The following is a 24,025-nucleotide window of genomic DNA, read 5'->3' as shown; positions in this document are numbered from 1 at the left end:
AACAAAGACGGAGAAAAGCATCCTTTTCTCCGTCTTTGTTATATGTCTATTGAATCGGTTCTGTTTTTAGAGAAAGCGGGCGGAGGGCTTTTGTGTGGTCAATGAAAATAAACGCGTCATATAGGTCAGAAAGAACGGACGGAACATAATTGCCATACTGCTCATATTCCGGCTGATAGACGACGCCGATGGCCCTGTGGCCGATCCGTTTCTGAAAATGCCGCTTATTTTCCTCCGTGAAAAACAGCATTTTATCATAAGCTCCGGACTGATGCATCGCGTCCTCCCAGCTGCCATTCATAGCCGGCGGCACAGTTTTGATATCGAACGGAACGCCCCATTCATCCGCGGCGATCACAGTCCCGCTGTATGTGCCAAAGCCGATCGTATACACATCTCCCGGCAGATTCTGTTCGCGGAGCAGCTGTCCGACATTGACCATGCCGGCTTCTTTCATATCGGTGGCCCGGGCATCGCCGATATGGGTATTATGTTCCCAGACAATCGCCTTCCCGGTATGGCCATAATAGTTCATGACTTCATTCAGGGCATCTGTCATATGCATGTCACGAATATTCCACGAGCGGTCATCATGAACAACCATTGTCCGGTAATAATTTTCAGCATTATAGACGGCCAAGGCATTGACCTGAAGATTAAGGTCCTGCTCTTCCTGGTGCGGATACTCTCCCTTTTTCTGCTGAACAGCGGTGAGGAGGCGGGCAGCCTCGTCAATGCAATGTTCCTGATAGATTCCTGCAGAAACGGCATATTTCTCGTGATTGCGGTTAAATGGTTCAAAGCAGCTGAACGCTTTCTTTGCAGCCTCCAATTCAGGAGAATGAATTTTGGTTAAATAGCGGATCACTTCCTCCATCGATTCCCATAGGCTGTATACATCAATTCCGTAAAACCCGGCCATAACAGGAGGTACGGATTGGTTGTATTCCTTCATCCATTCAATCAGGTCAATGATTTCTTCGTTGGCCCACATCCAGGCCGGCCAGCGGTCAAAGCCGCGTAGAAGTTCCCGGGCAGATTTCGTTTCCTTATCATAGCCCTTTACATAGCGATTCACTGCCTGGCATGCCGGCCAGTCCCCTTCGACAGCAACGAAGGTGAATCCTTTTTCTTTCATTAATTTTTTTGTAATCTCTGTCCGTGTTGTGTAAAATTCAGAAGTTCCATGTGACGCTTCTCCAAGCAGCACGAAGCGTGGGTCCCCCATTTGCCTCACCAGCCTGTCCAAATCGCGGGAGCCTGTCAGAGGGACGGCATATTCTTCAATCGCCTGAACGATTTTTTTCTTCATCAGTAAAAAGCCTCCTTATGTATCCTTGTATTCAGCCGTATAGGAATTCTCACCGGCATGTACAGAGAGCAGAGTATCTGCATAGCCGACAAGACAATGGATCAGTTTATCAGAAATTGCGTACACAAGCGGGGAGTTTCCTGCCGTATAAAGCGCAGGATCATCCAGAATGACCGTCGTATGAATGAACATGTCTTTGTTCCCGTAAAGATGATAATGGACTATGGCTTTTCCGGCGGCGCCTCCTGTTATAGGGTCTTGAAATCCAGGGATGAACACGTACCATTCCTCGGCCGTTGCCGAACGGAAGTTTTTCGTAAACGATATTCGGTCCGTGACGGACTGGATCTCTTTCAGCTTTTGCGGATTCAAATCTCTTATGTTGTCTTTATCCATATTAACCCTCCGTTCATCAGACAAACATAATGGTAGGATTTCCAATGCGCTGCGATTCTATCAAAGCTGCTGGATGATTCGGAAATCGTATCTCTGTCACATTTTGTTCTCCTGGAGGCAGAATTCTCCAAAAAATTCGGAGGGCTATCTGAAACTTTTTGGCGGCCCATACGTTATAATAAAAGGAAGTAACCATTAAGAAAGGGGAATTATCCGTGGGTGCTTTTGATCCATATAAAAAGATCGACCCGGTCCTCCTTCACTTCAAAGACGAAGAATGGAAGAAAATCCTGGAGAAGGATTGTACAGAAAGAGACCATTATCAAATTACTGAACAAACATTTCAATTCGGCCGGCTTGCCGCCCGATTCCTGGGAGTTCCCCGGGATGAAGATGAGTATTATTTGACCTTATTTCATGTAGCTTCTAAACCGTCTATACATAGATGGAATGGCCGGCTGATCAAGGAGTTTGATTCCGGCAAATTCCAGGCACTTCAGGAAGTGCTGATGATCCATCAAAATGAACAGCTGTCCGTGAACCGCTTCATTGCTTTCTTGGAAGGGAAACAGCTGATTCCCTCCTATGATGATGCAGCGCTGCACCGGCATATTCGTGAATCAGTCAAGGAAGTGCTGTCTGCGTTTGCCGGCCATCATCCAGAAGGGCTTGGACATCCAGATTCCAGGAGGGTGATTACTGATTTAGTCAAGTGGCTCTGGAATCATGCGGACGGACTCCTCCGTGATTGGGATGGAAAGAGCGTGCCTGCTGTTTTATGGTATGGGGACGCAACGAAAAGCGAGCGATATTTTCTGTATTTTATTCTGCTTGCCGGATTTGATATGCTGATTTTCCACCCGGCAGGAACAGATATCTTCGCCGAGCTTGATCCAGAAGGAAAGGCCATGGCTGTCCAGCGCTATCCGGACACAAGGGAGCCGAGACCGTTCCCGGAGAAGCGGCCAGACCGCAAAGCGACGGTTGCCTACCGGGCCTCAAAGGAAATCGAACAGATTCTCCATGATGAGCAGTCGCCCATCTTCAAGCCTTGGCAGTACCGTTCGCACCGGCCGGTATCCTTGACATTGAAAACAACCTTTGACGAACTATTTTTAATGAGCAGGGAACGGGCCTTTATCCGTCCAAACTTTTTTGTGGAAGGAAATGAAGTCCATATTCCTTCCCTTTTTGCAAAGGTATCGGGCGTGACAGCAAGCGAGAATGAATACTGGGAAAAAATTGAGGAACTGAAGTCCGGTGACCTGTCTTATTTCATTCATACGTATCCAATCAGGGAGCCGGTTAAGGGGAATTTCCAATATCATTACCAGCATGCCCTCGGCCCTGACGGAACACTGGATCTGGAAAAAATGATGAACAGTGTCTGGTGGAGGCTGAAGCAGCTCCCGCTTGGAGTTCAGGAGGCAGTGGCTGCGGGGATTTCCCGGGTATGTGCGAGTCCCAAACTGAAGCCGGAGCCGCATGAGTCGCCGGAGGATACGAAACTCTTCCTGTTTACCCAGCTGACGAGCCTGCCAAAACCATTTCTGGCTCTGCTGGTCAAGTTTGATTATCCGCAGTATGTGCCGCGGGCCGTCCTGTATAACAGCGGAACGAAGGGAACCTTTGACAGGGCAGATGCAGCCCTGCTCTTGCTTCTAAAAGAGCTCGGCTTCGACATCATCCTGTTCAACCCGTCCGGGCTGCGCGATATCGAACTCTATATTGATGAAAAATACTATGATGTACATTTAATGGAACACTTTGAGTTTGAACTGGAATACCAGGAGCCAAAGGTGCCGATCTGGCGGAGAATTTTTAAAAAGTAAAAAGTGAGGAAAGAGGGATAGTATGGTACGAATCAACAGTACAGAAATCATTGATGAAAATTCAAATGAAATTGCGTTAAATAAAACAGAGGAAATTAAATTTCAGCTGAGAAAAGAGCCGGATGTATTACATCTTGCAGAACAGGTTGATGTGAAGGATCAGCTGGCTTTGCTTGAATTCGGAAAAGAGCCTGCTAACGAGATTTCCAAATTCTCCGACCGCATCCTTAATTCCATGCGGTCGAGCTCCATGGAGGATTCAAGCGAGCTGTTAAAGCAGCTTGGAAAAATTATGGACAAGTTCGACAGCAAGGATTTCGCCGAGGAGAAAAAGGGACTGTTCGGAAAGCTATTCAGCCGCGGCGAGAAGATGATTGAGAAGATTTTCGGCAAATATCAGTCAATGGGCAGCGAGATTGATAAGATTTATGTGGAAATCTCCAAGTACCAGGATGAGATGGTTTCCTCCACAAATAATTTGGAAGAAATGTATGAGCAGAACTTTAATTATTACTTGGCTCTCGAAAAATATGCGATTGCCGGTGAGATGAAAGCGGAGGAAATCAGAACACAGCTCCTTCCGCAGGTCGAGCAGAGGGCGCAGTCCGGAGACCAGATTGCTGCCATGGAGCTTGAAACGGTGCGCAATGGTCTGGAGGCTTTGGAGCAAAGAGTCTATGACCTGGAAATGGCGAAGGCCGTTGCTTTGCAGACAGCGCCGCAAATCCGCCTGCTGCAGCGTGGGAATACGAAGCTGATCGGGAAAATCAATTCTGCTTTTGTCACAACCATTCCGATTTTCAAAAATGGTTTAATTCAGGCCGTGGCCGCTAAAAGGCAGAAGCTTGTAGCAGATTCGATGAGCGAATTGGACCGGCGCACCAATGAAATGCTGCTGAGAAACGCCCAGAATATCTCAACTCAAAGTACGGATATTGCGAAATTGGCCGGTGCACCGAGCATCAAGATCGAAACGATTGAGGAATCCTTCAATATTATCCTGAACGGAATGGAAGAAACGAAACGGATCGAGGAAGAAAACAAACGCACACGTGAGGAAGGTCAAAAGCGTCTGCTTGAACTTCAGGAGAAATACAGAAACAAACAGCTGAAAGCGTAAACCGCTAAAACGTATCAAAACAGGGGACTGGACGGGATTCCCGAATGTCCCCTATAAAAATAGTGAAAAATAAAAAGTATTTTAAATTGTATGTGCCATTCAGACATGTTACAGTTAAATAAATCACGCAAGCGTGATTTTTGAAAAGGGAGGGTTTCAATTTGGCAATCTCATTGCAAAAAGGACAAAAGGTAGACCTGACAAAAGGAAGAGCCGGGCTGTCATCCATTACGGTTGGACTGGGCTGGGACCCGGTGAAATCAGCAGCTGAAAAGCCAAAGGGCAAAGGTTTGCTTGGCGGATTGTTCGGAGGAGGCGGCGGTGCCGCTGCAGGACCGAGTGTGGACTGTGATGCTTCCGTTATTCTTCTTGATGAAAAAGGGAAATTGACAGATAAGAAGAATTTGATTTATTTCGGCAATAAAGAAAGCCAGGACAGAAGCATCAGGCATTCAGGTGATAACCTGACTGGAGACGGTGACGGGGATGACGAGCAGATCAGTGTGAATCTGGGTGCCATTTCTCCATCCATTCACAGATTGGTGTTCATCGTAAACATTTATGATTGTGAAAGAAGGAAGCAGGACTTTGGATTAATCCAAAATGCTTTCATCCGTTTAGTGGATAATTCTACGAACCAGGAGCTTGTACATTTCAACCTGACCGACAGTTATGCAGGGCTTACTTCTCTTGTGGTCGGCGAAATTTACCGCCATCAGGGTGAGTGGAAGTTCAATGCCATCGGCAACGGAACAGTTGACAAGTCCCTTTCTGAAATTGCGAATAAATACGTGTAACTAACAAGCTGAAAGAACAGCACCAAAACTCCAACTAAAAAAAAGCGAGGTAATGCAATCATGGCTATTTCTTTAAGCAAAGGACAAAAAGTGGACTTAACAAAAGGAAACCCAGGCCTTCAGCACTTAACAGTCGGTCTTGGCTGGGATACGAATAAATATGACGGAGGCAATGACTTTGACCTCGATTCTTCCGTTTTTCTATTAAATGCACAAGGCAAAGTAAACTCCGAAAAGGATTTTGTTTTCTTTAATAACCTTCAAGGCGGCAACGGGTCCGTTGTACATACGGGCGACAATTTGACAGGAGCAGGGGACGGAGACGACGAGAAAATTAAAATCGACTTGAAAGCCGTTCCGGCCGATATCGAAAAAATCGCTTTCACTATAACCATTCATGATGCTGAGGCGCGTAGCCAGAACTTTGGCCAGGTATCCAATGCTTTTGTCCGTATCGTGAGCGATGACAGCAATGAAGAATTGATCCGTTATGATCTTGGCGAAGACTTCTCAATCGAAACGGCAATCGTAGTTGCGGAATTGTACCGCCATAACGGTGAGTGGAAATTCAACGCGATCGGCAGCGGCTATCAAGGCGGATTGGCAGCTCTTGTAACAGATTACGGTTTATCTATCTGAGAAATGGAACAGACTGTTACTATTTGAGAGAGGATGAATGTTCATGACCATTTCATTATCTAAAGGCCAGCGGATTGATCTGACAAAGACGAATCCCGGCCTGACAAAGGCGATTATCGGTCTTGGCTGGGATACGAATAAATATTCCGGCGGCTATGATTTTGACCTGGATGCCTCTGCTTTCCTAGTCGATCAAAATAACACATGCACGAATGATTTGGATTTCGTTTTTTACAACAATCTTCAGGATCCAAGCGGAGCGGTCGTCCATACGGGCGATAACCGCACCGGGGAAGGGGACGGAGATGACGAGCAGATCGTCATTGATTTTACAAAGGTTCCTTCCCATGTCCATAAGGTGGCCATTACGGTAACCATTCATGATGCCGTGCAGCGCAGCCAGAACTTCGGTCAGGTATCGAATGCGTTTGTGCGTGTTGTGAATGAAGAGACAGGCGCAGAAGTGCTCCGTTATGATTTGGGAGAAGACTTCTCGATTGAAACAGCGCTTGTCATCTGTGAGCTCTACCGCCATGGGAACGAGTGGAAATTCAATGCCATCGGCAGCGGATTTTCCGGCGGACTTGCTGCTTTATGCCAAAATTACGGACTTCAAGTTTAATAAAAAAACATCGATGCCAGGAGCGAACAAGCCCCTGGCATTTAAAGGAGATCATATACATGGATTTTTTGCACGGAATTATGGATTCCTATGCCAGTTTCTTTAATTGGGAAACACTGCAGGGAGTATTGAGCGATCCTGCCACATGGGCAGTCATTGGAACGCTGATTATACTGGAAGGGCTTCTGTCTGCGGATAATGCCCTTGTCTTGGCCGTCATGGTAAAACACTTGCCTCCAGAGCAAAGACGGAAGGCGCTGTTCTATGGGATTCTTGGTGCCTATGTCTTCCGCTTCATCGCAATCGGTGTCGGGGTTTACCTGATTCAGTACACATGGATTCAAATTCTCGGCGGTGCGTATCTGATTTGGCTTTCAATCAGTCACTTTATTAAAATGAAGAAACATAAAGAGGCTGAAGACCAGGATGAAGATGAAGAAAAGGCGCTGAAACGCCAGGGCCTTCTGATTCGTATATTCGGTAACTTCTGGGGTACCGTCGTTGCCGTGGAAATGATGGATATCGTGTTCAGTATCGACTCCGTCATCGCCGCATTCGGAATCAGCAATCAAGTTTGGGTATTGTTCCTCGGAGGAATCCTTGGTGTCTTGATGATGCGGGGAGTGGCTCAAATCTTCCTAAAACTGATTGACAAAGTGCCAGAGTTTGAAACGACTGCTTTCGTTCTGATCATTCTGATCGGAATCAAGATGGTAGCCGGCGCCTTTGGTTTCCATATTGAAGAGTTTATCTTCTTCAGCGTTATCGTCCTTACGTTCCTTGGGACATTCGTAGTCCATAAGCTTCGGGCGAATCAGAATAAGAGCGAAGCATCTAATTCATAACATAGCCTGATCGAAAAGGGTGAACACATTGGTGTTTCCCTTTTCGTTTATTTAGAAGATAAATAGACTGCCAGAACAATATTGAAGGAAAGGAGGCAGATACGTGAGACACTTTAACTATCTATCAGAAGAAACCATGGAGCAAATCTTTTACCGGAGGCCGGCAGAGTTTACGAAAAACAGTGAAAAAGAGCTGCTGGCCATGTCCGTCGGAGCCTGTTTGTACATGCCGGGCACACGTCCGAATATTTGCCAGGATATCATCCAGCGCAAGCATGCCGGCCTCGTTTCCATGGTTCTCTGCCTCGAAGACGCAGTCAGTGATCATGAAGTGCCGAAAGCGGAATTGAATGTCATTACTCAAATCCAAGAGATGAATCTGGCAGTGGAAAAAGGTGAATTTCCAGAAAGTCAGATTCCTTTATTATTCGTCAGGGTCCGCAGCAGAGAGCAGATGGAGCGGTTGGCGGATCAGCTGGGAAGTGCCCTTAAACGCCTAACCGGTTTTGTTTTTCCAAAATTCACAGCTGGAAATGGCCGGGACTATTTACAGAGCCTTCAGACCTTGAACAAGAAACAGGATCTTCATCTTTATGCGATGCCGATCCTCGAGTCAGAGGAGGTCATGTATAAGGAAAGCAGAATTCCTGCCCTCCTCAGCATTAAAGAATTGCTGGATGAACATTATGACAGCATTTTGAATGTCCGAATGGGGGCCACAGACTTCTGCGGACTGTTCGGGATCAGAAGAAGCAGCGATTCGACGATTTATGATATCTCGGTCGTACGGGACTGTATTGCGGATATCGTTAATTTCTTCAGCCGCAGTGAGAAGGAGTATGTCATCTCCGGGCCGGTCTGGGAGTATTTTTATAAAGAAGAGAGGGTCCTTAAGCCTCAATTGAGAGAGACGCCGTTTAAGGAAAGCTTTGGAGAAGGCGGGCGCCAGCTGAGACAACAGTTCCTGAATGAATATTTAGACGGGCTTGTCAAGGAAGTGCTGCTGGATAAGAATAATGGCCTGATTGGAAAAACGATTATCCATCCGACGCATATCCGGCCTGTCCATGCTTTCTTAGTCGTATCCTATGAAGAATATATGGATGCCGTCAGCATCATTGAAAATATCGGCACAGATACCGGTGTGTTGAAAAGCCGTTATGCCAATAAAATGAACGAAGTAAAGCCGCATTATCACTGGGCGGTCAAAATATTGAGAAGAGCTAACATATACGGGGTGTTCCATGAGCAAATTTCCTATATCAACTTACTTACCGAACCAGAACACGTACACATATAACATTCTTGATACATTAAAAATTGAACTGGAGGTCAGGGATAACCCTTATCATCTGCCGCTTGAAGTGCTGTTTGAGATGGCCGCCAGGAAAAATAAAAAGCGGGCGTTTCTGTTTGTCAGCAAAATCCTTGGCAAGCACATTCCGGTAAAGCCGGCTGCTTCGCTGCTGAGCGGGGCATTGCTTGGTCTCTGCTGGCAGGAGTCCGCATCAGGCATCCGCCATCCAAAGACAGAGGAAGCGATCCAGGCTCTTATAAAAGGGGAGGGAGAAGAGGCGGTTTACGATTCCTTGATGGACGAGCCGATCCTGCTTCCGGAAGAAACCCTTTTTATTGGCTTTGCCGAAACCGCCACCTCCCTTGGCCACAGTGTGTTTGATCTGTTTGGCCATGCGAAATATATTCATACGACAAGGGAACGGGTTGTCGGACTTTCGTCTGCGATTGAATTTGAGGAAGAGCATTCCCATGCGACCGAGCAATTTTGCTACGGAGACGAGGCCGTGCTGAAGAAGTCCGGGCCGATTGTCCTTGTCGATGATGAAATCACGACAGGGAAGACCGCACTGAACATCATTCGTTCAATCCATTCCCAGTATCCCCGTGACCGCTATATCGTTCTTTCACTTCTGGATTGGCGTTCAGAAGCCAACCGGCAATCGTACCGTGATCTAGAACGGGAATTAGGGATCACGATAGAAACAGCAGCCCTGCTGGCCGGGGAAATTACTGTAGATGGACAGTCGCCGGAGCTGGAGGGCGGCTATCAGTATCCGGAAGGCGGGGAAAAGACAGCTGCCATTCGCTCGATCAGTCTCTCAGATAGCCTGATAGAGAAAAAGATCGCCGATATCCCTTATTCGTCTGTAACGGCGAGCGGAATCGTCCATAATATCCCCTATTCCGGGATGACGGGCCGCTTTCACGGGATTCCCTCTGAAAGCAGGCAGGATATTGCCGAATTTGCGAGAGCGGCAGGCGGCCTTCTGAAGGACGGGCGGACCGATGGTAAAGCACTTTGTCTCGGAACGGGTGAGTTCATGTATTTGCCCATGAAGATTGCTTCTTATATGGGAGATAACGTGTTTTACCATTCCACAACCCGGAGTCCGATCCACCGAATTGACCGGGAAGGCTATGCCATCCGCAGCGGGTTTGCATTCCCGAACCATGATGACAGCGATGTCGCCAATTTCGTCTATAATATTCCATACGGGGAATACAGTGATATTTATCTGTTCATCGAACGGAAGGCTAATCAGGAAAGACTAGCTCCGATGCTGGATGAACTGAAGCGGGCAGGCGCAAAACAGCTGACAGTCGTCACCCTGAACGAATAGAAAGGAGAATTTCATGCCGGTTGAACAGCATTTTGACGTAAAGCATATGGGGAGTTATCCTCCTCGAGATGTAACCTTTTTATTAAAAGATCTGAACGGTGCAATCGAAGAGCAGAGTACGGAAGAACGGGAGCGGGCGATCCAGTCCGGCACCCATTATTCCGAAATGCTGCCGATCGAGTATAAGCCGACAGAAGAATATATGGAGATCTACCGGAAGGCGCTGGCAGAGTACGCAGAGAAGCTGGCTGTCCTCACCGGGGTTGTCTCAGAGGAAATGACTGAGCGGTATGGCAAGGATACGGTCCTTGTCTCACTGGCAAGAGCAGGTACGCCGGTTGGCATCTTAATGAAGCATTTTATGGCCTTTGCATATGGAATCGATCTGCCGCATTACAGTATTTCTATTATCCGCGGCAAAGGAATCGACGAGCAGGCGATTCATTATATCAGGCAGAAGCATCCAAAGAGCCATATTCAATTTGTTGATGGCTGGACAGGCAAGGGAGCCATTTCAATCGAGCTTGCGAAAGCCTGCCGCAAGATGAATGAGGAATTCGATTACAGATTGGATGACACGCTGGCTGTCCTGGCAGACCCCGGCTATTGCACAGATCTGTATGGGACACGGGAGGACTTTCTCATTCCGAGCGCCTGCCTGAATTCAACGGTTTCAGGGCTCATGAGCCGTACCGTTCATAATGAAAAGTATATCCATGAAGGGGATTTTCATGGGTCCAAATACTACAGGCATCTCGAAAATGAAGATGTCTCCAATGAATTCATCGAGACAATCGTCCGCTGTTTTCCTTCAGCTAAAAAGATGATTCCTGAAGAACAAAAACGCATGCGGGCGGAACATACACCGGCCAGCTGGCTTGGATTGGAAGACATCAAAAGCATCCAAAACGATTTCGGCATCGAGGACATCAATCATGTAAAGCCGGGCGTCGGTGAAACGACACGTGTCCTGTTGAGGCGGGTTCCCTGGAAAATCCTTGTAAAGGATCAAAACGACAGCCGAATTGCCCATATTAAACTATTGGCAGAAGACCGGGGCGTGCCGGTTGAAGAGTATGCGCAGATGTCGTATACTTGCTGCGGCCTTATTAAGTCATTAAGGAGATAAGAACGAATGATATTTGCAAGTGACCTGGACCAAACGCTGATCTATTCGATCCGTTCAATGCGTCTTGAAAAAGGGAAGGAAGCCCCGGCTTACCGCCATGTGGAAAAGCGCGGCGACATCGCCTCCTACATGACACTGGATGCCATCGACCTTCTTCGCGAAGTGGCAGAGAAGATGATCTTCCTTCCTGTTACGACTAGGACGAAAGAACAGTATCACTATATTTCGCTGTTTCAAAATGAGATTATTCCCCCCTTTGCAGTTACGAGCAATGGTGGTAATATATTTGTACGCGGCAAGCTGGACGAAAACTGGGGAAGACATATCCGGAAGAAGCTGGAAGACCAAGCTCTGAGCAGCGGCGATCTTCTCGGGCAATTCAAGGAGCTGGCAAACGATTCCTGGGTATTAAGGCAGAAAACAGCCGATGACCTGTTTCATTATTGCATCATTGACCGGGCAGCTGCCCCGCTTCAGGAAATCGAGGCATTCAAAGAAACAATTGGTGAACAGGGATGGAATATGTCCCTCCAGGGGCGCAAGCTTTACTTTGTGCCGAAGCACATCAATAAATGGGATGCCGTTGCCTACATTAAAGAAAAAAGCGGCAGAGACTTCGTAGCCGCTGCCGGCGATTCTTTGCTTGATTTGTGCATGCTAGAAGTGGCCGACCATGCGATTGCGCCGATTCACGGTGAACTGAGCGAACGGGCGGACACAGGCGACAGCCGGATGATTCACCGTACGGCCCAGAAAGGAATTCTTGCTGCCGAGGAAATTTTACAATCTGTTCTGCGTATATATGAAGAACGTACCTGACATTTAGAACCAAAACATGTTGAGAAGGTGTATGCGTTGATCAATTTATTGAAAAAACAGCCTAACTTATATAATCGGAATATATTGGGTTCCGCCGAAGCATGCAAGGAGTGGGGCATCGAAGCCTCCACTCTCAGAAGAAGGATCAAGGATTTCCCGGAAGGCACCATCCGTAAATTCGGCTCCTCATGGGTCGTCACCAAAGAAGGGATGTACGCCGTCTTCGGAGAAAAACGGATCAACAGCCATTTTTACAATCGATAACGGGAAACCGGGATAGCAAAAAAACAAATTCCTCATTGAGGGATTTGTTTTTTTGTGTGTGCGCCCGGCATGGGTGCAGTCTATAGGGTGAGAGTCCCGAACCATGAAGGCAGTAGTAATGGTTAGCTTAACGCAAGGGTGTCTGTGGTGACGCAGAATCTGAAGGAAGCGAGCGGCAAACCTCCGGTCTGAGGAACACGAACTTCATATAAGGCTAGGTACCATTGGATGAGTTTGCACAACAAAACGAAGTCCTTACTGCCGAAGGTGGTACAGAGTAAATGAAGCAGATAGATGGAGGGAAAGACTGTACTCTTACCCGGGGAGGTCTGATTGGAACGCCAAGTTCCCTTGGTAACCTATCCAGCGATGGACAGCTGAACAATCAGAAGTCAGCCGAGGTCATAGTACCATTCCAACTCGAGATGGAATGGGAAGGACTGAACTATTAGGAAGAACGAGAACTAGGCATATAATTCCTGTATAGAAGCAGACAATCCGAAAGGACTTACTTGAAGGAGGAAGTGGTGAATTCCACAGGGGACTTCATGAGGGTGGAGCAGGAATAACATAATTAGATTTCTACGTTCACGTCGAAAGAAATATCACATGTTAATGGATCTGATTCTGTCACGGGAAAACTTAATAGAAGCACTTAAACGTGTGGAGAAGAACAAAGGGAGTCACGGCATAGATGGAATGTCCGTAAAATCCCTACGAAGACATCTCTATGAGAACTGGGAAACTCTTTGTGATTCATTAAGGGAAGGTACCTATCAACCTAACCCAGTCCGTCGAGTCGAAATCCCGAAACCGAACGGTGGAGTAAGATTACTAGGAATACCTACCGTGACAGACCGGTTCATTCAACAGGCTATCGCCCAAGTTCTAACCCCACTTCTTGACCCAACCTTCTCAGAACATAGTTATGGGTTTAGACCAAATAGAAGAGGTCATGATGCGGTTCGTAAAGCAAGGGAATATATAAGTGAAGGTTATAGATGGGTGATTGACATGGACTTGGAGAAATTCTTTGATAGAGTCAATCATGATAAGTTAATGGGGATATTAGCAAGTAGAATCCAAGACCGGCTGGTCTTGAAACTTATACGGAAATATCTCCAAGCAGGAATTATGATGAATGGTGTAGTCTATGATGCAGAAGAAGGAACACCACAAGGAGGTCCACTGAGCCCCCTTCTTTCGAATATCCTTTTGGATAAACTTGATAAAGAGTTAGAAAGGAGAGGTCACAAGTTTGTCCGCTACGCCGATGATTGTAATATTTACATGAAATCGAAGAAAGCTGGAGAACGAGTGATGAACTCAATTACATGCTTTATTGAGCAGAAATTAAAGCTCAAAGTAAATAGAGAAAAGTCAGCAGTTGATCGCCCGTGGAAACGAAAGTTTCTTGGCTTTAGCTTTACGGTCAATAAGAAAACGAAGGTTCGAATAGCCAATGAAAGTATTAAAAGGTTTAAGGCTAAAATACGGGAGTTAACCTCCCGTTCTAAACAAATTCCTATGGAAGTTAGAATCGAGAAACTAAATCAATATCTAACGGGATGGTGTGGATATTTTGCATTGGCTGATACACCAAGTAAATGTAAAGAATTTGATGAGTGGATTAGACGGAGACTCCGTATGCTTGAATGGAAACAATGGAAGAAACCGAGGACAAGAGTAAGAAAACTCAAAGGTCTAGGTGTCCCTGACCAAAAGGCATATGAATGGGGAAACTCCAGAAAGAAATATTGGAGAATAGCCTGTAGTCCAATCTTACACAAAACCCTCAATAACTTGTATTGGAGTCACCGAGGGTTGAAAAGTTTATATAATCGATATGAATTTCTGCGTCAAACTTAATGGAACCGCCGTATACCGAACGGTACGTACGGTGGTGTGAGAGGTCGGGGGTTAATCACCCCCTCCTACTCGATTNCGCCCGGCATGGGTGCAGTCTATAGGGTGAGAGTCCCGAACCATGAAGGCAGTAGTAATGGTTAGCTTAACGCAAGGGTGTCTGTGGTGACGCAGAATCTGAAGGAAGCGAGCGGCAAACCTCCGGTCTGAGGAACACGAACTTCATATAAGGCTAGGTACCATTGGATGAGTTTGCACAACAAAACGAAGTCCTTACTGCCGAAGGTGGTACAGAGTAAATGAAGCAGATAGATGGAGGGAAAGACTGTACTCTTACCCGGGGAGGTCTGATTGGAACGCCAAGTTCCCTTGGTAACCTATCCAGCGATGGACAGCTGAACAATCAGAAGTCAGCCGAGGTCATAGTACCATTCCAACTCGAGATGGAATGGGAAGGACTGAACTATTAGGAAGAACGAGAACTAGGCATATAATTCCTGTATAGAAGCAGACAATCCGAAAGGACTTACTTGAAGGAGGAAGTGGTGAATTCCACAGGGGACTTCATGAGGGTGGAGCAGGAATAACATAATTAGATTTCTACGTTCACGTCGAAAGGAAATATCACATGTTAATGGATCTGATTCTGTCACGGGAAAACTTAATAGAAGCACTTAAACGTGTGGAGAAGAACAAAGGGAGTCACGGCATAGATGGAATGTCCGTAAAATCCCTACGAAGACATCTCTATGAGAACTGGGAAACTCTTTGTGATTCATTAAGGGAAGGTACCTATCAACCTAACCCAGTCCGTCGAGTCGAAATCCCGAAACCGAACGGTGGAGTAAGATTACTAGGAATACCTACCGTGACAGACCGGTTCATTCAACAGGCTATCGCCCAAGTTCTAACCCCACTTCTTGACCCAACCTTCTCAGAACATAGTTATGGGTTTAGACCAAATAGAAGAGGTCATGATGCGGTTCGTAAAGCAAGGGAATATATAAGTGAAGGTTATAGATGGGTGATTGACATGGACTTGGAGAAATTCTTTGATAGAGTCAATCATGATAAGTTAATGGGGATATTAGCAAGTAGAATCCAAGACCGGCTGGTCTTGAAACTTATACGGAAATATCTCCAAGCAGGAATTATGATGAATGGTGTAGTCTATGATGCAGAAGAAGGAACACCACAAGGAGGTCCACTGAGCCCCCTTCTTTCGAATATCCTTTTGGATAAACTTGATAAAGAGTTAGAAAGGAGAGGTCACAAGTTTGTCCGCTACGCCGATGATTGTAATATTTACATGAAATCGAAGAAAGCTGGAGAACGAGTGATGAACTCAATTACATGCTTTATTGAGCAGAAATTAAAGCTCAAAGTAAATAGAGAAAAGTCAGCAGTTGATCGCCCGTGGAAACGAAAGTTTCTTGGCTTTAGCTTTACGGTCAATAAGAAACCGAAGGTTCGAATAGCCAATGAAAGTATTAAAAGGCTTAAGGCTAAAATACGGGAGTTAACCTCCCGTTCTAAACAAATTCCTATGGAAGTTAGAATCGAGAAACTAAATCAATATCTAACGGGATGGTGTGGATATTTTGCATTGGCTGATACACCAAGTAAATTTAAAGAATTTGATGAGTGGATTAGACGGAGACTCCGTATGCTTGAATGGAAACAATGGAAGAAACCGAGGACAAGAGTAAGAAAACTCAAAGGTCTAGGTGTCCCTGACCAAAAGGCATATGAATGGGGAAACTCCAGAAAGAAATATTGGAGAATAGCCTGTAGTCCAATCTTACACAAAACCCTCAATAACTTGTATTGGAGTCACCGAGGGTTGAAAAGTTTATATAATCGATATGAATTTCTGCGTCAAACTTAATGGAACCGCCGTATACCGAACGGTACGTACGGTGGTGTGAGAGGTCGGGGGTTAATCACCCCCTCCTACTCGATTTATGCTGTATGGATTTCCGTTCCAGGGACGCTTTCCGGGGGCACGGCTCGAGCCTGTAGTCTCTCCCTCGTGCTGTTCCCCCAGGAGTCGCCCCTCCACTCCAATCCATTAAAGGATCCATTTCTTATGATAGCTCCGTTCCTTATTCCAATTCATTTCTGTTCCATTCTCCTTCACATTCAGGGCAGTCGGAGCTTCTAATCTTACTCCTTTCTCTAATTACCTGCATATTAGAAAAAAGACACCTGAACTGTATGCTCAGGTGTTTTCTCGGTTAAATCGCTGCTTTTTTCTTCGTTCGCTGCAGAATCCATAGATATAAAACGATGGATAGGAATACGGAAACAGCTGCAGTCAGATAGATGCTGCGGTAGCCGTAGAGATAGCCGATTTGGCCGAAAACCATTGCGCCGGTCCCGATGCCAAGATCGAAGAAGGAGAAATAGGTGGCATTCGCCATGCCTCTTCGCTGCGGGATCGACTTCTCGATCGACCATGCCTGCAGGGCCGGCTGCACAGAACCGAAGCCAAAACCGTAGCAGACCGCGGCAATAAACAGAACAGTATTGCTTGGAAGCCAGGCAAGCAGCAGCATCGCAATCAGAATCAAGATAACGGCCGGAATGAAGACAGCCTGATGGCCTTTCCGGTCATACAGCTTACCGGCAAACAGCCTTGTGATCATAATTGAAATCGCAAAGAACAGGAAGTACAGATAAATTCCATCCAGTCCCTTCTGCAAGGCATACAGCGGAAGGAAGGTAGCAATGCCTCCAAATGTTACCGTAATAAAGAAAATCAGAAAGCCTGGCTCAAGCGCACTTTTTTCATAAAAATCGAACCGTGCCTTACTGACAGGAACAACCGTTTTCTCAATTTTTTTTGTCTTGATCTGTGTTGCCAGCAAGGTGGCAACAAGGCCGACACTGGCACAGGTCAGGAACAGATCATGAAATGAAATATGTTTAGCAAGAATCAGTCCAAGCGAAGGACCGAAGGCAAGCGCCACGTTTCCGAACAGCCCAAAATAGCCCATTCCTTCGCCGCGGCGTCTCGGCGGAATCAGGTCACTGACAATCGTACCGGCAGAAGTGGTTGAGATTCCCCAGCCAACCCCCTGAATGATTCGAATCAAAAATAAAACAAAAATACTGCCAATAAAGCCAAATGATCCAACCGAAAGGACAAAAATCACTAAACCAATTAAAAATAAAATCTTGCGGTTCATGGATTCCAGGGCTTTACCTGCAATCGGCCGAATAATCAAGGCTGAAAAAGTAAAAATACCGACAACCAATCCAATCAGACGTTCGCTCCCTTTCAAGTCCTCCACAAATAGCGGAATGGTCGGCAGGGTCATCTGAAAGGCAAGGAATATGAAGAAGTTAGCCACGCAAATCATTAGAAAATCGCGTGTCCAGATCTTTTCCTCGCCCGCAGGCAGCTGTTTACTTTGCGTTTTCTCCATATAAATCTCCTTTATAAAAGTCATTTTCCCCCATTTTACTAAAAGTTGATTAAGAAAGAAAACATTTCGACTCACTAAATAAAAGAGCGAAAAGAAAACGTTTTTTACACTTTTCGTTCATAAAAACGAAAAAAATGCTGGAATTTTGTTCGTTATTAAGGTTTAATAAATACATAGAACTAGATAAAAATACCAATTAGGTAAAAGGTTTGAAATGAAATAACGACCTTGTTAGTAATAAAGAACGTTACAAAAATAAACTGTTCGAAAAGGGGAGAAGATGAATGATTGATATTCATTGTCATATTATTCCAGGTGTTGATGACGGTCCTGGATCGCTTGCGGAAAGTATCGAAATGGCTGAACGTGCTACTGCCGAGGGGATTCGCACAATCATTGGTACCCCGCATCATATGAACGGACAATATAACAATCTGAAAGAGGATATCATAAAGAAGGCATCCCTTCTCAATAACGAACTGCGGAAACGCTCCATCCCGCTGAAAGTATTGCCTGGTCAGGAAACAAGAATTCACGAAGAGATGATCGAAGGCTACCGGAAGGGCGAGCTTCAAGCACTTGACCCTAAAGGAAAATATATGTTCATAGAGCTTCCGAGTGATCATATGCCCCGCTACACAGAAGCGCTTCTGTATGATATCCAAATGCTCGGTTTGATGCCGATTATTGTTCATCCTGAACGCAACCTGGAATTTCAGCAACGGCCAAACATGCTTTATAAGCTCGTGAAAAAAGGAGCGCTGACACAGATAACAGCAGGAAGCCTTCTTGGTCATTTTGGTAAAAAGTCCAAGAAGCTGGCGCATATGCTCATTGAGCTCAACTTGACACATTATGTTGCAACGGATGCTCACAATGTAACAAGCCGCAGCTTCCATCTATCAGAAGCTTATGATGAAATTAAACGGAAATACGGAGTAGAGAAGCATTATATGTTCATGGAAAATGCCGAGCTGCTCTTAGAAAGCAAACTCGCCTATAAGGAAATGCCCCATAAGGTAGAACCTAAACGGCTGCTTGGAATCTTTTAATAATAAAAATCATCCCCAGGATACGGGGATGACTTTTATTCCTGACCGGAAACAAAATAGTTTTCAAGATAGTCGGCCCAAATTTGATAGCCTTCTTCTTTTAACTGGCCGTTCTCATCAAATAGATCATTTAGTTCGTCTGAACCTTCCTCCGGCCATTCTTTCCAATGATCTAAATAGGGCAGGTTATTTTCTTTTGCATATTCTTTTAAATCATTGACCTGCTGGGGATAGAGGGTAGCATCAGGCAATGGATACGGCGGCTGCAGGATGACTTCAGTCTCATCTTTTTCTTCTTGGATGGAATCAAGAATATCTGATAAGTATGCAAGAGAATCATCAGAAGAAAGGAAACCATTATTCTTTAAGGTAAATGGCTCGAGCAGGATCAAATCTGCTTTTTCTTTGGCCAGTTCTTCCTCTTTGCCTTGATCGACAAATTCTGTGGAATAAAGATCATACGATTTTGTGATGACTTTCACGGACGTGCCATAGTTTTCTTTTAACGTTCGCGACAGATCGTCCATGACACTAAAGCTGTCTGCATCACTGTACATACTGCCAGCAAGAAGAATTTTAAATGGTTTGTTTTCCTTCAGCCGCTCTTCATATAAGTCCCGGCTTTTCTTTGGCCAGTTCTCCGTCAGGCTGGAATATTGCTTTGACTCGCTTTCGGTTTTTTCAGCTTGCGGGGCTGTTTTTTCAGCCTGCACACCTGCCAAACGGCTTTTCCAGTACAGTTGTCCAAGCACTAAAGTAATCACACAGGCAACGATTGATAAAAGTACGACAAATTTCTTCATTTTTCCCTCTCTTTCATGACGAAACGCCATAAATATTCCTTTAATTAGGAGAATTATAGGAAGTTATGTTAATTTCTAATAAATTATGTCAAAAAGTAAATTAATTGGCAAGTTATTATGATATAATACTCTTTGTTTTTATTATTTCTATCGTGGAGGGACAAATGGAAGAGACTATTAGTTTGAAAGACCTATTTCTGACACTGAAGAAAAGACTGAATCTCATTGTCGTTATTACAGCTATAGCAGTAATGATTACGGCGATTGTCAGCTTTTTTCTTTTAACCCCAATTTATGAAACATCTACTCAGCTTTTGGTGAACCAGACGAAAAATGAAGAAGCTCTTTATAATACGAATGAAGTGCAGACCAATCTTCAGCTGATTAACACGTATAATGTTATCATTAAAAGTCCGGCGATTTTGGATGATGTCCGGAAAGAACTGGATTTAAAAATGACAACAAATGCGTTGAATGAAAAGATTACCGTTTCAAGTGAGCAGGATTCACAAGTAGTCAATATTGTCGTTCAAGATGAAGATCCGGCTCATGCTGCCGAGATTGCGGATAAAACGGCGGAAGTGTTCCAAAAGAAAATCACCGATATTATGAACGTCGATAATGTCACAATCCTTACAAAAGCAGAAATTGGCGAAAAGCCGGTCAAACCTCAGCCTTTACTTAACATTGCCATTGGATTGGTAGTCGGCCTGATGATTGGGATAGGAATTGCCTTTTTGCTTGATTACTTAGATAACACATTAAAGTCAGAACAGGATATTGAAAAAATTCTGGAACTGCCTGTTCTTGGTGTGATTACAACAATTGATGCGGCAGAAGAAGCAAAACGGCCTGTAAGAGAAGGAAGATCAGCGAGAGTAAGAGGTGAGAGGCATGGCTAAAAAAGGGAAGAATACAGTTAATGCAAGACGTAAAATTATTGCCAGTTCCAATCCTAAATCCCCGATTTCGGAACAATACCGGACGATACGGACGAATATACAGTTTTCTGTAGCGGATAAGGAGATGCGCTCGATTATTGTTACTTCTTCAGGACCGGGAGAAGGAAAGTCAACAACTGCTGCAAACTTGGCGGTTGTATTTGCCCAGCAAGGAAAGCATGTACTTTTAATTGATGCCGATCTTCGAAAGCCGACCGTGCACTATACATTCAATCTTCCGAATACGTATGGAATGACGAATGTTCTGACAAAAAGGATGGTACTTAGCGAAGCAGTCGTTGAAACAGAGGAGAAAAATCTGTATGTACTGTCTAGCGGGCCGATTCCTCCCAATCCGGCTGAGTTATTAGGATCAAAAGCAATGAAAGATTTATTAGAAGAACTTCACGAAACATTTGATGTGATTGTGATGGATACGCCACCGGTACTCGCTGTAACGGATGCAACCATTCTTTCAAATATTTGTGATGGGACGATACTCGTTGTCTCAAGCGGAAAAACAGAAACCGAACAGGCGTTAAAGGCGAAAGAACTATTAGGTACTGTAAATAGCAATCTATTAGGCGTTGTCTTAAATAATAAGAAAGTCGAAAAAAATAATTATTATTATTATTACGGAAATTGATGATTGAAAAGAACGATTAGCAATGAGTTTAATTAAGCAAACTCATTGCTTCATTTACAAAGATGGGTAAAAAAGCCTGATTGTTTCTCGTTTATAGGTATAGAACCAGATGGAAAAATGATGTAAAATACTTTTAGTTAAGTTAAATTTTATAAAAAATAGCATTTTTAATAAATTCACACAAATTTAACCTTTAAAGGATATTTTTGTGATATACTAATTCAGTAGGAAAATAGAACTAGGAGAGCGGTATGAATGATTGATATACATTCACATATATTACCTGCCATAGATGATGGGGCGCAAAGCCTGGAAGATAGTCTGGCAATGGCAAAAGAAGCTGTACGTGAAGGGATTCGAGCAATAATAGCCACTCCTCATCATAAGAATGGAAAATATGAAAATACAAAGAGTAGTATTTTGCAAAGAACAGAACAGTTAAATCAGTTTCTAAAAGATGAGCAAGTTGATTTGAAAATTCTGCCTGGTCAGGAACCACGAATTTTTGGCGACTTAATAGAAGACTATCGAAAAGGCGAAGTAGCAACTTTGAATAACGGGGGCCTTTACCTATTTGTTGAACTTCCTTCTAATCATGTACCTAGATATACAAAACAGTTATTATTTGACATCCAATCCGAAAGATTAACTCCGATTATCGTACACCCAGAAAGAAATACAGAATTGAAGGAAAATCCAGATCTCCTCTATGAATTCGTCAAAAACGGTACACTGACTCAACTGACTGCAGCCAGTATTTCCGGACGATTCGGAAAAAATATCCAAAAATTCTCCCATCAGATGATTGAAGCGAACCTTGCTCATTTTGTTGCATCGGATGCTCATAATATTACAAGCAGAAGCTTTAAGCTAAATGAAGCGTACGACGTCATTGAGAAGAAATTTGGGATTGATTTTGTGGATCTATATTTAGATAATGCGGAATTACTAGTGGAAGGTAAAACAGTTTATAAAGAAGTTCCAGAACCTATAAAAAAGAAACGTTTCCTTGGCGTCTTTTAATTTTTTTCTTGTTTCAGAAAATATTTCATAATTTGTAGTTTTTATCTAAACGGTGAGGCTTTCTGTCCGTTATCAGAGAAAGCACTCGACTATGCTGTGGGGTAAAGTTCCCTTAGACGCCTGTCGTCGATAGCGTGGTGTGAGGATGGGTTAGATGCCTGCTTTTAAATTTTTATTCTGTTGGATAGATGGTTAATGAGAGTATATAACTGTTTATATCCTATCATTAAATATTTAAAAATGAATAAAGCGGATTATAGGAGGAAGAAACATGAAAAAAGTAAAAAAAGCTATTATTCCTGCAGCTGGATTGGGAACTAGATTTTTACCTGCTACAAAAGCTATGCCAAAGGAAATGTTGCCAATTGTAGACAAGCCTACAATCCAATACATTATTGAAGAAGCGGTTGCATCAGGAATTGAAGATATCATAATCGTAACTGGAAAAGGGAAGCGAGCAATAGAGGATCATTTTGATAATGCATTTGAACTGGAAAACAATTTAATGGAGAAAAATAAATTTGAATTGCTGGAAAAAGTGCAAGCTCCATCGAAGGTTGATATCCATTATATTCGGCAGAAGGAACCGAAGGGTCTTGGGCATGCAGTTTGGTGCGCTAGGAAATTCATTGGAAATGATCCATTTGCTGTCCTTCTTGGAGATGATATCGTTCAAGCTGAAACCCCTTGCCTTAAGCAATTAATTAATGAATATGATAAAACACTTTCTTCAGTAATTGGTGTACAGACTGTTCCTGATAATGAAACAAATCGTTATGGAATTGTAGATCCAGCTAGCCATTCAGGGCGACGATATGAAGTGAAGAACTTTGTGGAGAAACCTAAAGAAGGTACAGCACCATCTAATTTAGCAATTATGGGTCGCTATGTATTCACTCCTGAAATTTTTATGTTTTTAGAAAAACATGAATTAGGGGCTGGAGGAGAAATACAATTAACAGATGCTATTCAAAAATTAAATGAAATTCAACGAGTTTTCGCCTTTGATTTTGATGGGAAACGATACGATGTTGGAGAAAAACTAGGTTTTATTCAAACGACAATTGAGTTTGCTTTAAATGATCCCTCTATGAAGAAGGATGTCACTGTGTTTATGGAAGAATTGTTAAGTAAACAAAAAGCGTAATAGATGAGAGGAGGATTTCATGAAAACTGCGGCAGTTAAACAATTAAATGGAGATTATATTCTAACTGCAAGCGAAATTAATGCAAATCAGAATTATTTAAGGATAAAGAGATTTATCGATATCATTGGATCTTTATTTGGTTTAATTTGTTTATCACCAGTTTTTTTACTTGTTGCCATTATTATAAAATTCGAAGATCCGAAAGGTTCAATCTTTTTTAAACAAGAACGGGTAGGTAAGAATGAAAAGAATTTTTATATGTTTAAATTTCGTTCTATGGTATCTAATGCGGAAGAGAGATTGGAGGAACTTTTGAAATATAATGAGGTATCAGGTGCAATGTTTAAAATGAAAGATGATCCTAGAATTACAAAGATAGGTAAGTTCATAAGAAAGACGAGTATTGATGAATTACCTCAGCTTTGGAATGTTCTAAAAGGAGAAATGAGCCTAGTAGGGCCAAGACCACCTTTAGTGCGAGAGGTTAATGAATATAGTTCCTATGATAAACAAAGACTTTATGTCACTCCGGGATGTACCGGGCTTTGGCAAGTGAGTGGAAGAAGTAATATAAATTTCAAAGAAATGGTTGAATTAGATCTGTTTTATATAAAAAGAAGAAATATAAGGTATGATTTAATTATTATATTTAAAACAGTACTATTATTATTTGGTTCCAGAAATGCATATTAGACAGGTGT

25 protein-coding genes are annotated in these 24,025 nt (G+C 43.8%); 21 read left to right on the top strand and 4 right to left on the bottom strand.

Going from position 1 to position 24,025, the window contains the following annotated elements:
• Nucleotides 1-46 precede the first annotated feature (46 nt).
• Together BQ4305_RS06495 and BQ4305_RS06490 are read right to left on the bottom strand one after the other, a co-directional pair.
• The gene (locus BQ4305_RS06495; RefSeq protein WP_110927040.1) at nucleotides 47-1,312 is read right to left on the bottom strand and encodes an erythromycin esterase family protein; all 1,266 of its coding nucleotides are present in this window, start codon (nucleotides 1,310-1,312) and stop codon (nucleotides 47-49) included.
• Nucleotides 1,313-1,327: 15 nt separating this feature from the next.
• Nucleotides 1,328-1,708 (bottom strand): hypothetical protein, encoded by a 381-nt coding sequence (locus BQ4305_RS06490; protein ID WP_110927039.1) that lies wholly within the window; start codon nucleotides 1,706-1,708, stop codon nucleotides 1,328-1,330.
• Nucleotides 1,709-1,923: 215 nt separating this feature from the next.
• On the opposite strand from BQ4305_RS06490, the gene BQ4305_RS06485 reads away from it, so the two are divergent.
• From BQ4305_RS06485 to ltrA (BQ4305_RS06420), 15 genes are all read left to right on the top strand, one after another.
• Nucleotides 1,924-3,540: a YceG family protein gene (locus BQ4305_RS06485; RefSeq protein WP_199880594.1), complete on the top strand. Its 1,617-nt coding sequence runs from the start codon at nucleotides 1,924-1,926 to the stop codon at nucleotides 3,538-3,540.
• Between the two features lie 22 nt (nucleotides 3,541-3,562).
• Entirely contained in the window at nucleotides 3,563-4,660 is a 1,098-nt protein-coding gene (locus tag BQ4305_RS06480; RefSeq protein ID WP_110927037.1) for a toxic anion resistance protein, read from the top strand.
• A 161-nt stretch (nucleotides 4,661-4,821) separates the two neighbouring features.
• Nucleotides 4,822-5,457, top strand: a complete 636-nt coding sequence (locus BQ4305_RS06475; RefSeq protein WP_110927036.1) for a TerD family protein — start codon at nucleotides 4,822-4,824, stop codon at nucleotides 5,455-5,457.
• 60 nt (nucleotides 5,458-5,517) lie between these two features.
• A complete protein-coding gene (locus tag BQ4305_RS06470; RefSeq protein WP_110927035.1) occupies nucleotides 5,518-6,096 on the top strand; it encodes a TerD family protein in 579 nt (192 codons plus the stop codon).
• Between the two features lie 43 nt (nucleotides 6,097-6,139).
• Complete coding sequence (locus BQ4305_RS06465) at nucleotides 6,140-6,718, top strand: TerD family protein (protein ID WP_110927034.1); 579 nt, start codon at nucleotides 6,140-6,142, stop codon at nucleotides 6,716-6,718.
• Nucleotides 6,719-6,777: 59 nt separating this feature from the next.
• Nucleotides 6,778-7,563: a TerC family protein gene (locus BQ4305_RS06460; RefSeq protein WP_110927033.1), complete on the top strand. Its 786-nt coding sequence runs from the start codon at nucleotides 6,778-6,780 to the stop codon at nucleotides 7,561-7,563.
• 103 nt (nucleotides 7,564-7,666) lie between these two features.
• Nucleotides 7,667-8,863: an HpcH/HpaI aldolase/citrate lyase family protein gene (locus BQ4305_RS06455; protein ID WP_110927032.1), complete on the top strand. Its 1,197-nt coding sequence runs from the start codon at nucleotides 7,667-7,669 to the stop codon at nucleotides 8,861-8,863.
• Nucleotides 8,808-10,202, top strand: a complete 1,395-nt coding sequence (locus BQ4305_RS06450) for a phosphoribosyltransferase family protein (RefSeq protein WP_110927031.1) — start codon at nucleotides 8,808-8,810, stop codon at nucleotides 10,200-10,202. The genes BQ4305_RS06455 and BQ4305_RS06450 overlap by 56 nt, the downstream gene beginning before the upstream one ends.
• A gap of 13 nt (nucleotides 10,203-10,215) precedes the next feature.
• Nucleotides 10,216-11,331: a cysteine protease StiP family protein gene (locus BQ4305_RS06445; protein WP_110927030.1), complete on the top strand. Its 1,116-nt coding sequence runs from the start codon at nucleotides 10,216-10,218 to the stop codon at nucleotides 11,329-11,331.
• Nucleotides 11,332-11,337: 6 nt separating this feature from the next.
• Complete coding sequence (locus BQ4305_RS06440) at nucleotides 11,338-12,150, top strand: HAD family hydrolase (protein ID WP_110927029.1); 813 nt, start codon at nucleotides 11,338-11,340, stop codon at nucleotides 12,148-12,150.
• Between the two features lie 36 nt (nucleotides 12,151-12,186).
• Nucleotides 12,187-12,414: a helix-turn-helix domain-containing protein gene (locus BQ4305_RS06435; RefSeq protein WP_234396888.1), complete on the top strand. Its 228-nt coding sequence runs from the start codon at nucleotides 12,187-12,189 to the stop codon at nucleotides 12,412-12,414.
• Between the two features lie 281 nt (nucleotides 12,415-12,695).
• Entirely contained in the window at nucleotides 12,696-12,866 is a 171-nt protein-coding gene (locus BQ4305_RS21350) for a hypothetical protein (protein WP_199880500.1), read from the top strand.
• A 157-nt stretch (nucleotides 12,867-13,023) separates the two neighbouring features.
• The gene (gene ltrA / locus BQ4305_RS06430; RefSeq protein WP_110927028.1) at nucleotides 13,024-14,283 is read left to right on the top strand and encodes a group II intron reverse transcriptase/maturase; all 1,260 of its coding nucleotides are present in this window, start codon (nucleotides 13,024-13,026) and stop codon (nucleotides 14,281-14,283) included.
• A gap of 296 nt (nucleotides 14,284-14,579) precedes the next feature.
• Nucleotides 14,580-14,750, top strand: coding sequence for a hypothetical protein (locus BQ4305_RS21345; protein ID WP_199880500.1), 171 nt, complete (start codon nucleotides 14,580-14,582; stop codon nucleotides 14,748-14,750).
• Nucleotides 14,751-14,908: 158 nt separating this feature from the next.
• The gene (ltrA, locus tag BQ4305_RS06420; protein ID WP_110926455.1) at nucleotides 14,909-16,168 is read left to right on the top strand and encodes a group II intron reverse transcriptase/maturase; all 1,260 of its coding nucleotides are present in this window, start codon (nucleotides 14,909-14,911) and stop codon (nucleotides 16,166-16,168) included.
• 349 nt (nucleotides 16,169-16,517) lie between these two features.
• Here the strand turns inward: ltrA (BQ4305_RS06420) and BQ4305_RS06415 are convergent, their stop codons facing one another.
• On the bottom strand, nucleotides 16,518-17,711 hold the full coding sequence (locus BQ4305_RS06415) for an MFS transporter (RefSeq protein ID WP_110927027.1): 1,194 nt from the start codon (nucleotides 17,709-17,711) through the stop codon (nucleotides 16,518-16,520).
• A gap of 284 nt (nucleotides 17,712-17,995) precedes the next feature.
• Between BQ4305_RS06415 and BQ4305_RS06410 the strand changes: the two genes are divergently transcribed.
• A complete protein-coding gene (locus BQ4305_RS06410; protein WP_110927026.1) occupies nucleotides 17,996-18,763 on the top strand; it encodes a tyrosine-protein phosphatase in 768 nt (255 codons plus the stop codon).
• 35 nt (nucleotides 18,764-18,798) lie between these two features.
• Here BQ4305_RS06410 and BQ4305_RS06405 read toward each other — a convergent pair whose 3' ends face one another.
• Complete coding sequence (locus BQ4305_RS06405; protein ID WP_199880593.1) at nucleotides 18,799-19,566, bottom strand: SGNH/GDSL hydrolase family protein; 768 nt, start codon at nucleotides 19,564-19,566, stop codon at nucleotides 18,799-18,801.
• Between the two features lie 164 nt (nucleotides 19,567-19,730).
• Here BQ4305_RS06405 and BQ4305_RS06400 point away from each other — a divergent pair, with 164 nt between their 5' ends.
• From BQ4305_RS06400 to BQ4305_RS06380, 5 genes are all read left to right on the top strand, one after another.
• A complete protein-coding gene (locus BQ4305_RS06400; RefSeq protein WP_110927024.1) occupies nucleotides 19,731-20,468 on the top strand; it encodes a YveK family protein in 738 nt (245 codons plus the stop codon).
• The gene (locus BQ4305_RS06395) at nucleotides 20,461-21,153 is read left to right on the top strand and encodes a CpsD/CapB family tyrosine-protein kinase (RefSeq protein ID WP_110927023.1); all 693 of its coding nucleotides are present in this window, start codon (nucleotides 20,461-20,463) and stop codon (nucleotides 21,151-21,153) included. The genes BQ4305_RS06400 and BQ4305_RS06395 overlap by 8 nt, the downstream gene beginning before the upstream one ends.
• Nucleotides 21,154-21,408: 255 nt before the next feature.
• Nucleotides 21,409-22,176, top strand: coding sequence for a tyrosine-protein phosphatase (locus tag BQ4305_RS06390; RefSeq protein WP_110927022.1), 768 nt, complete (start codon nucleotides 21,409-21,411; stop codon nucleotides 22,174-22,176).
• Between the two features lie 271 nt (nucleotides 22,177-22,447).
• Nucleotides 22,448-23,323 (top strand): UTP--glucose-1-phosphate uridylyltransferase GalU, encoded by an 876-nt coding sequence (gene galU / locus BQ4305_RS06385; protein ID WP_110927021.1) that lies wholly within the window; start codon nucleotides 22,448-22,450, stop codon nucleotides 23,321-23,323.
• A 19-nt stretch (nucleotides 23,324-23,342) separates the two neighbouring features.
• A complete protein-coding gene (locus BQ4305_RS06380; protein ID WP_110927020.1) occupies nucleotides 23,343-24,017 on the top strand; it encodes a sugar transferase in 675 nt (224 codons plus the stop codon).
• The last annotated feature ends 8 nt before the right edge of the window (nucleotides 24,018-24,025 follow it).

Source organism: Bacillus massiliglaciei, assembly GCF_900098925.1.
Taxonomy (GTDB): domain Bacteria; phylum Bacillota; class Bacilli; order Bacillales; family DSM-1321; genus Peribacillus; species Peribacillus massiliglaciei.
This window is presented reverse-complemented; position numbering and strand designations above follow the sequence as displayed.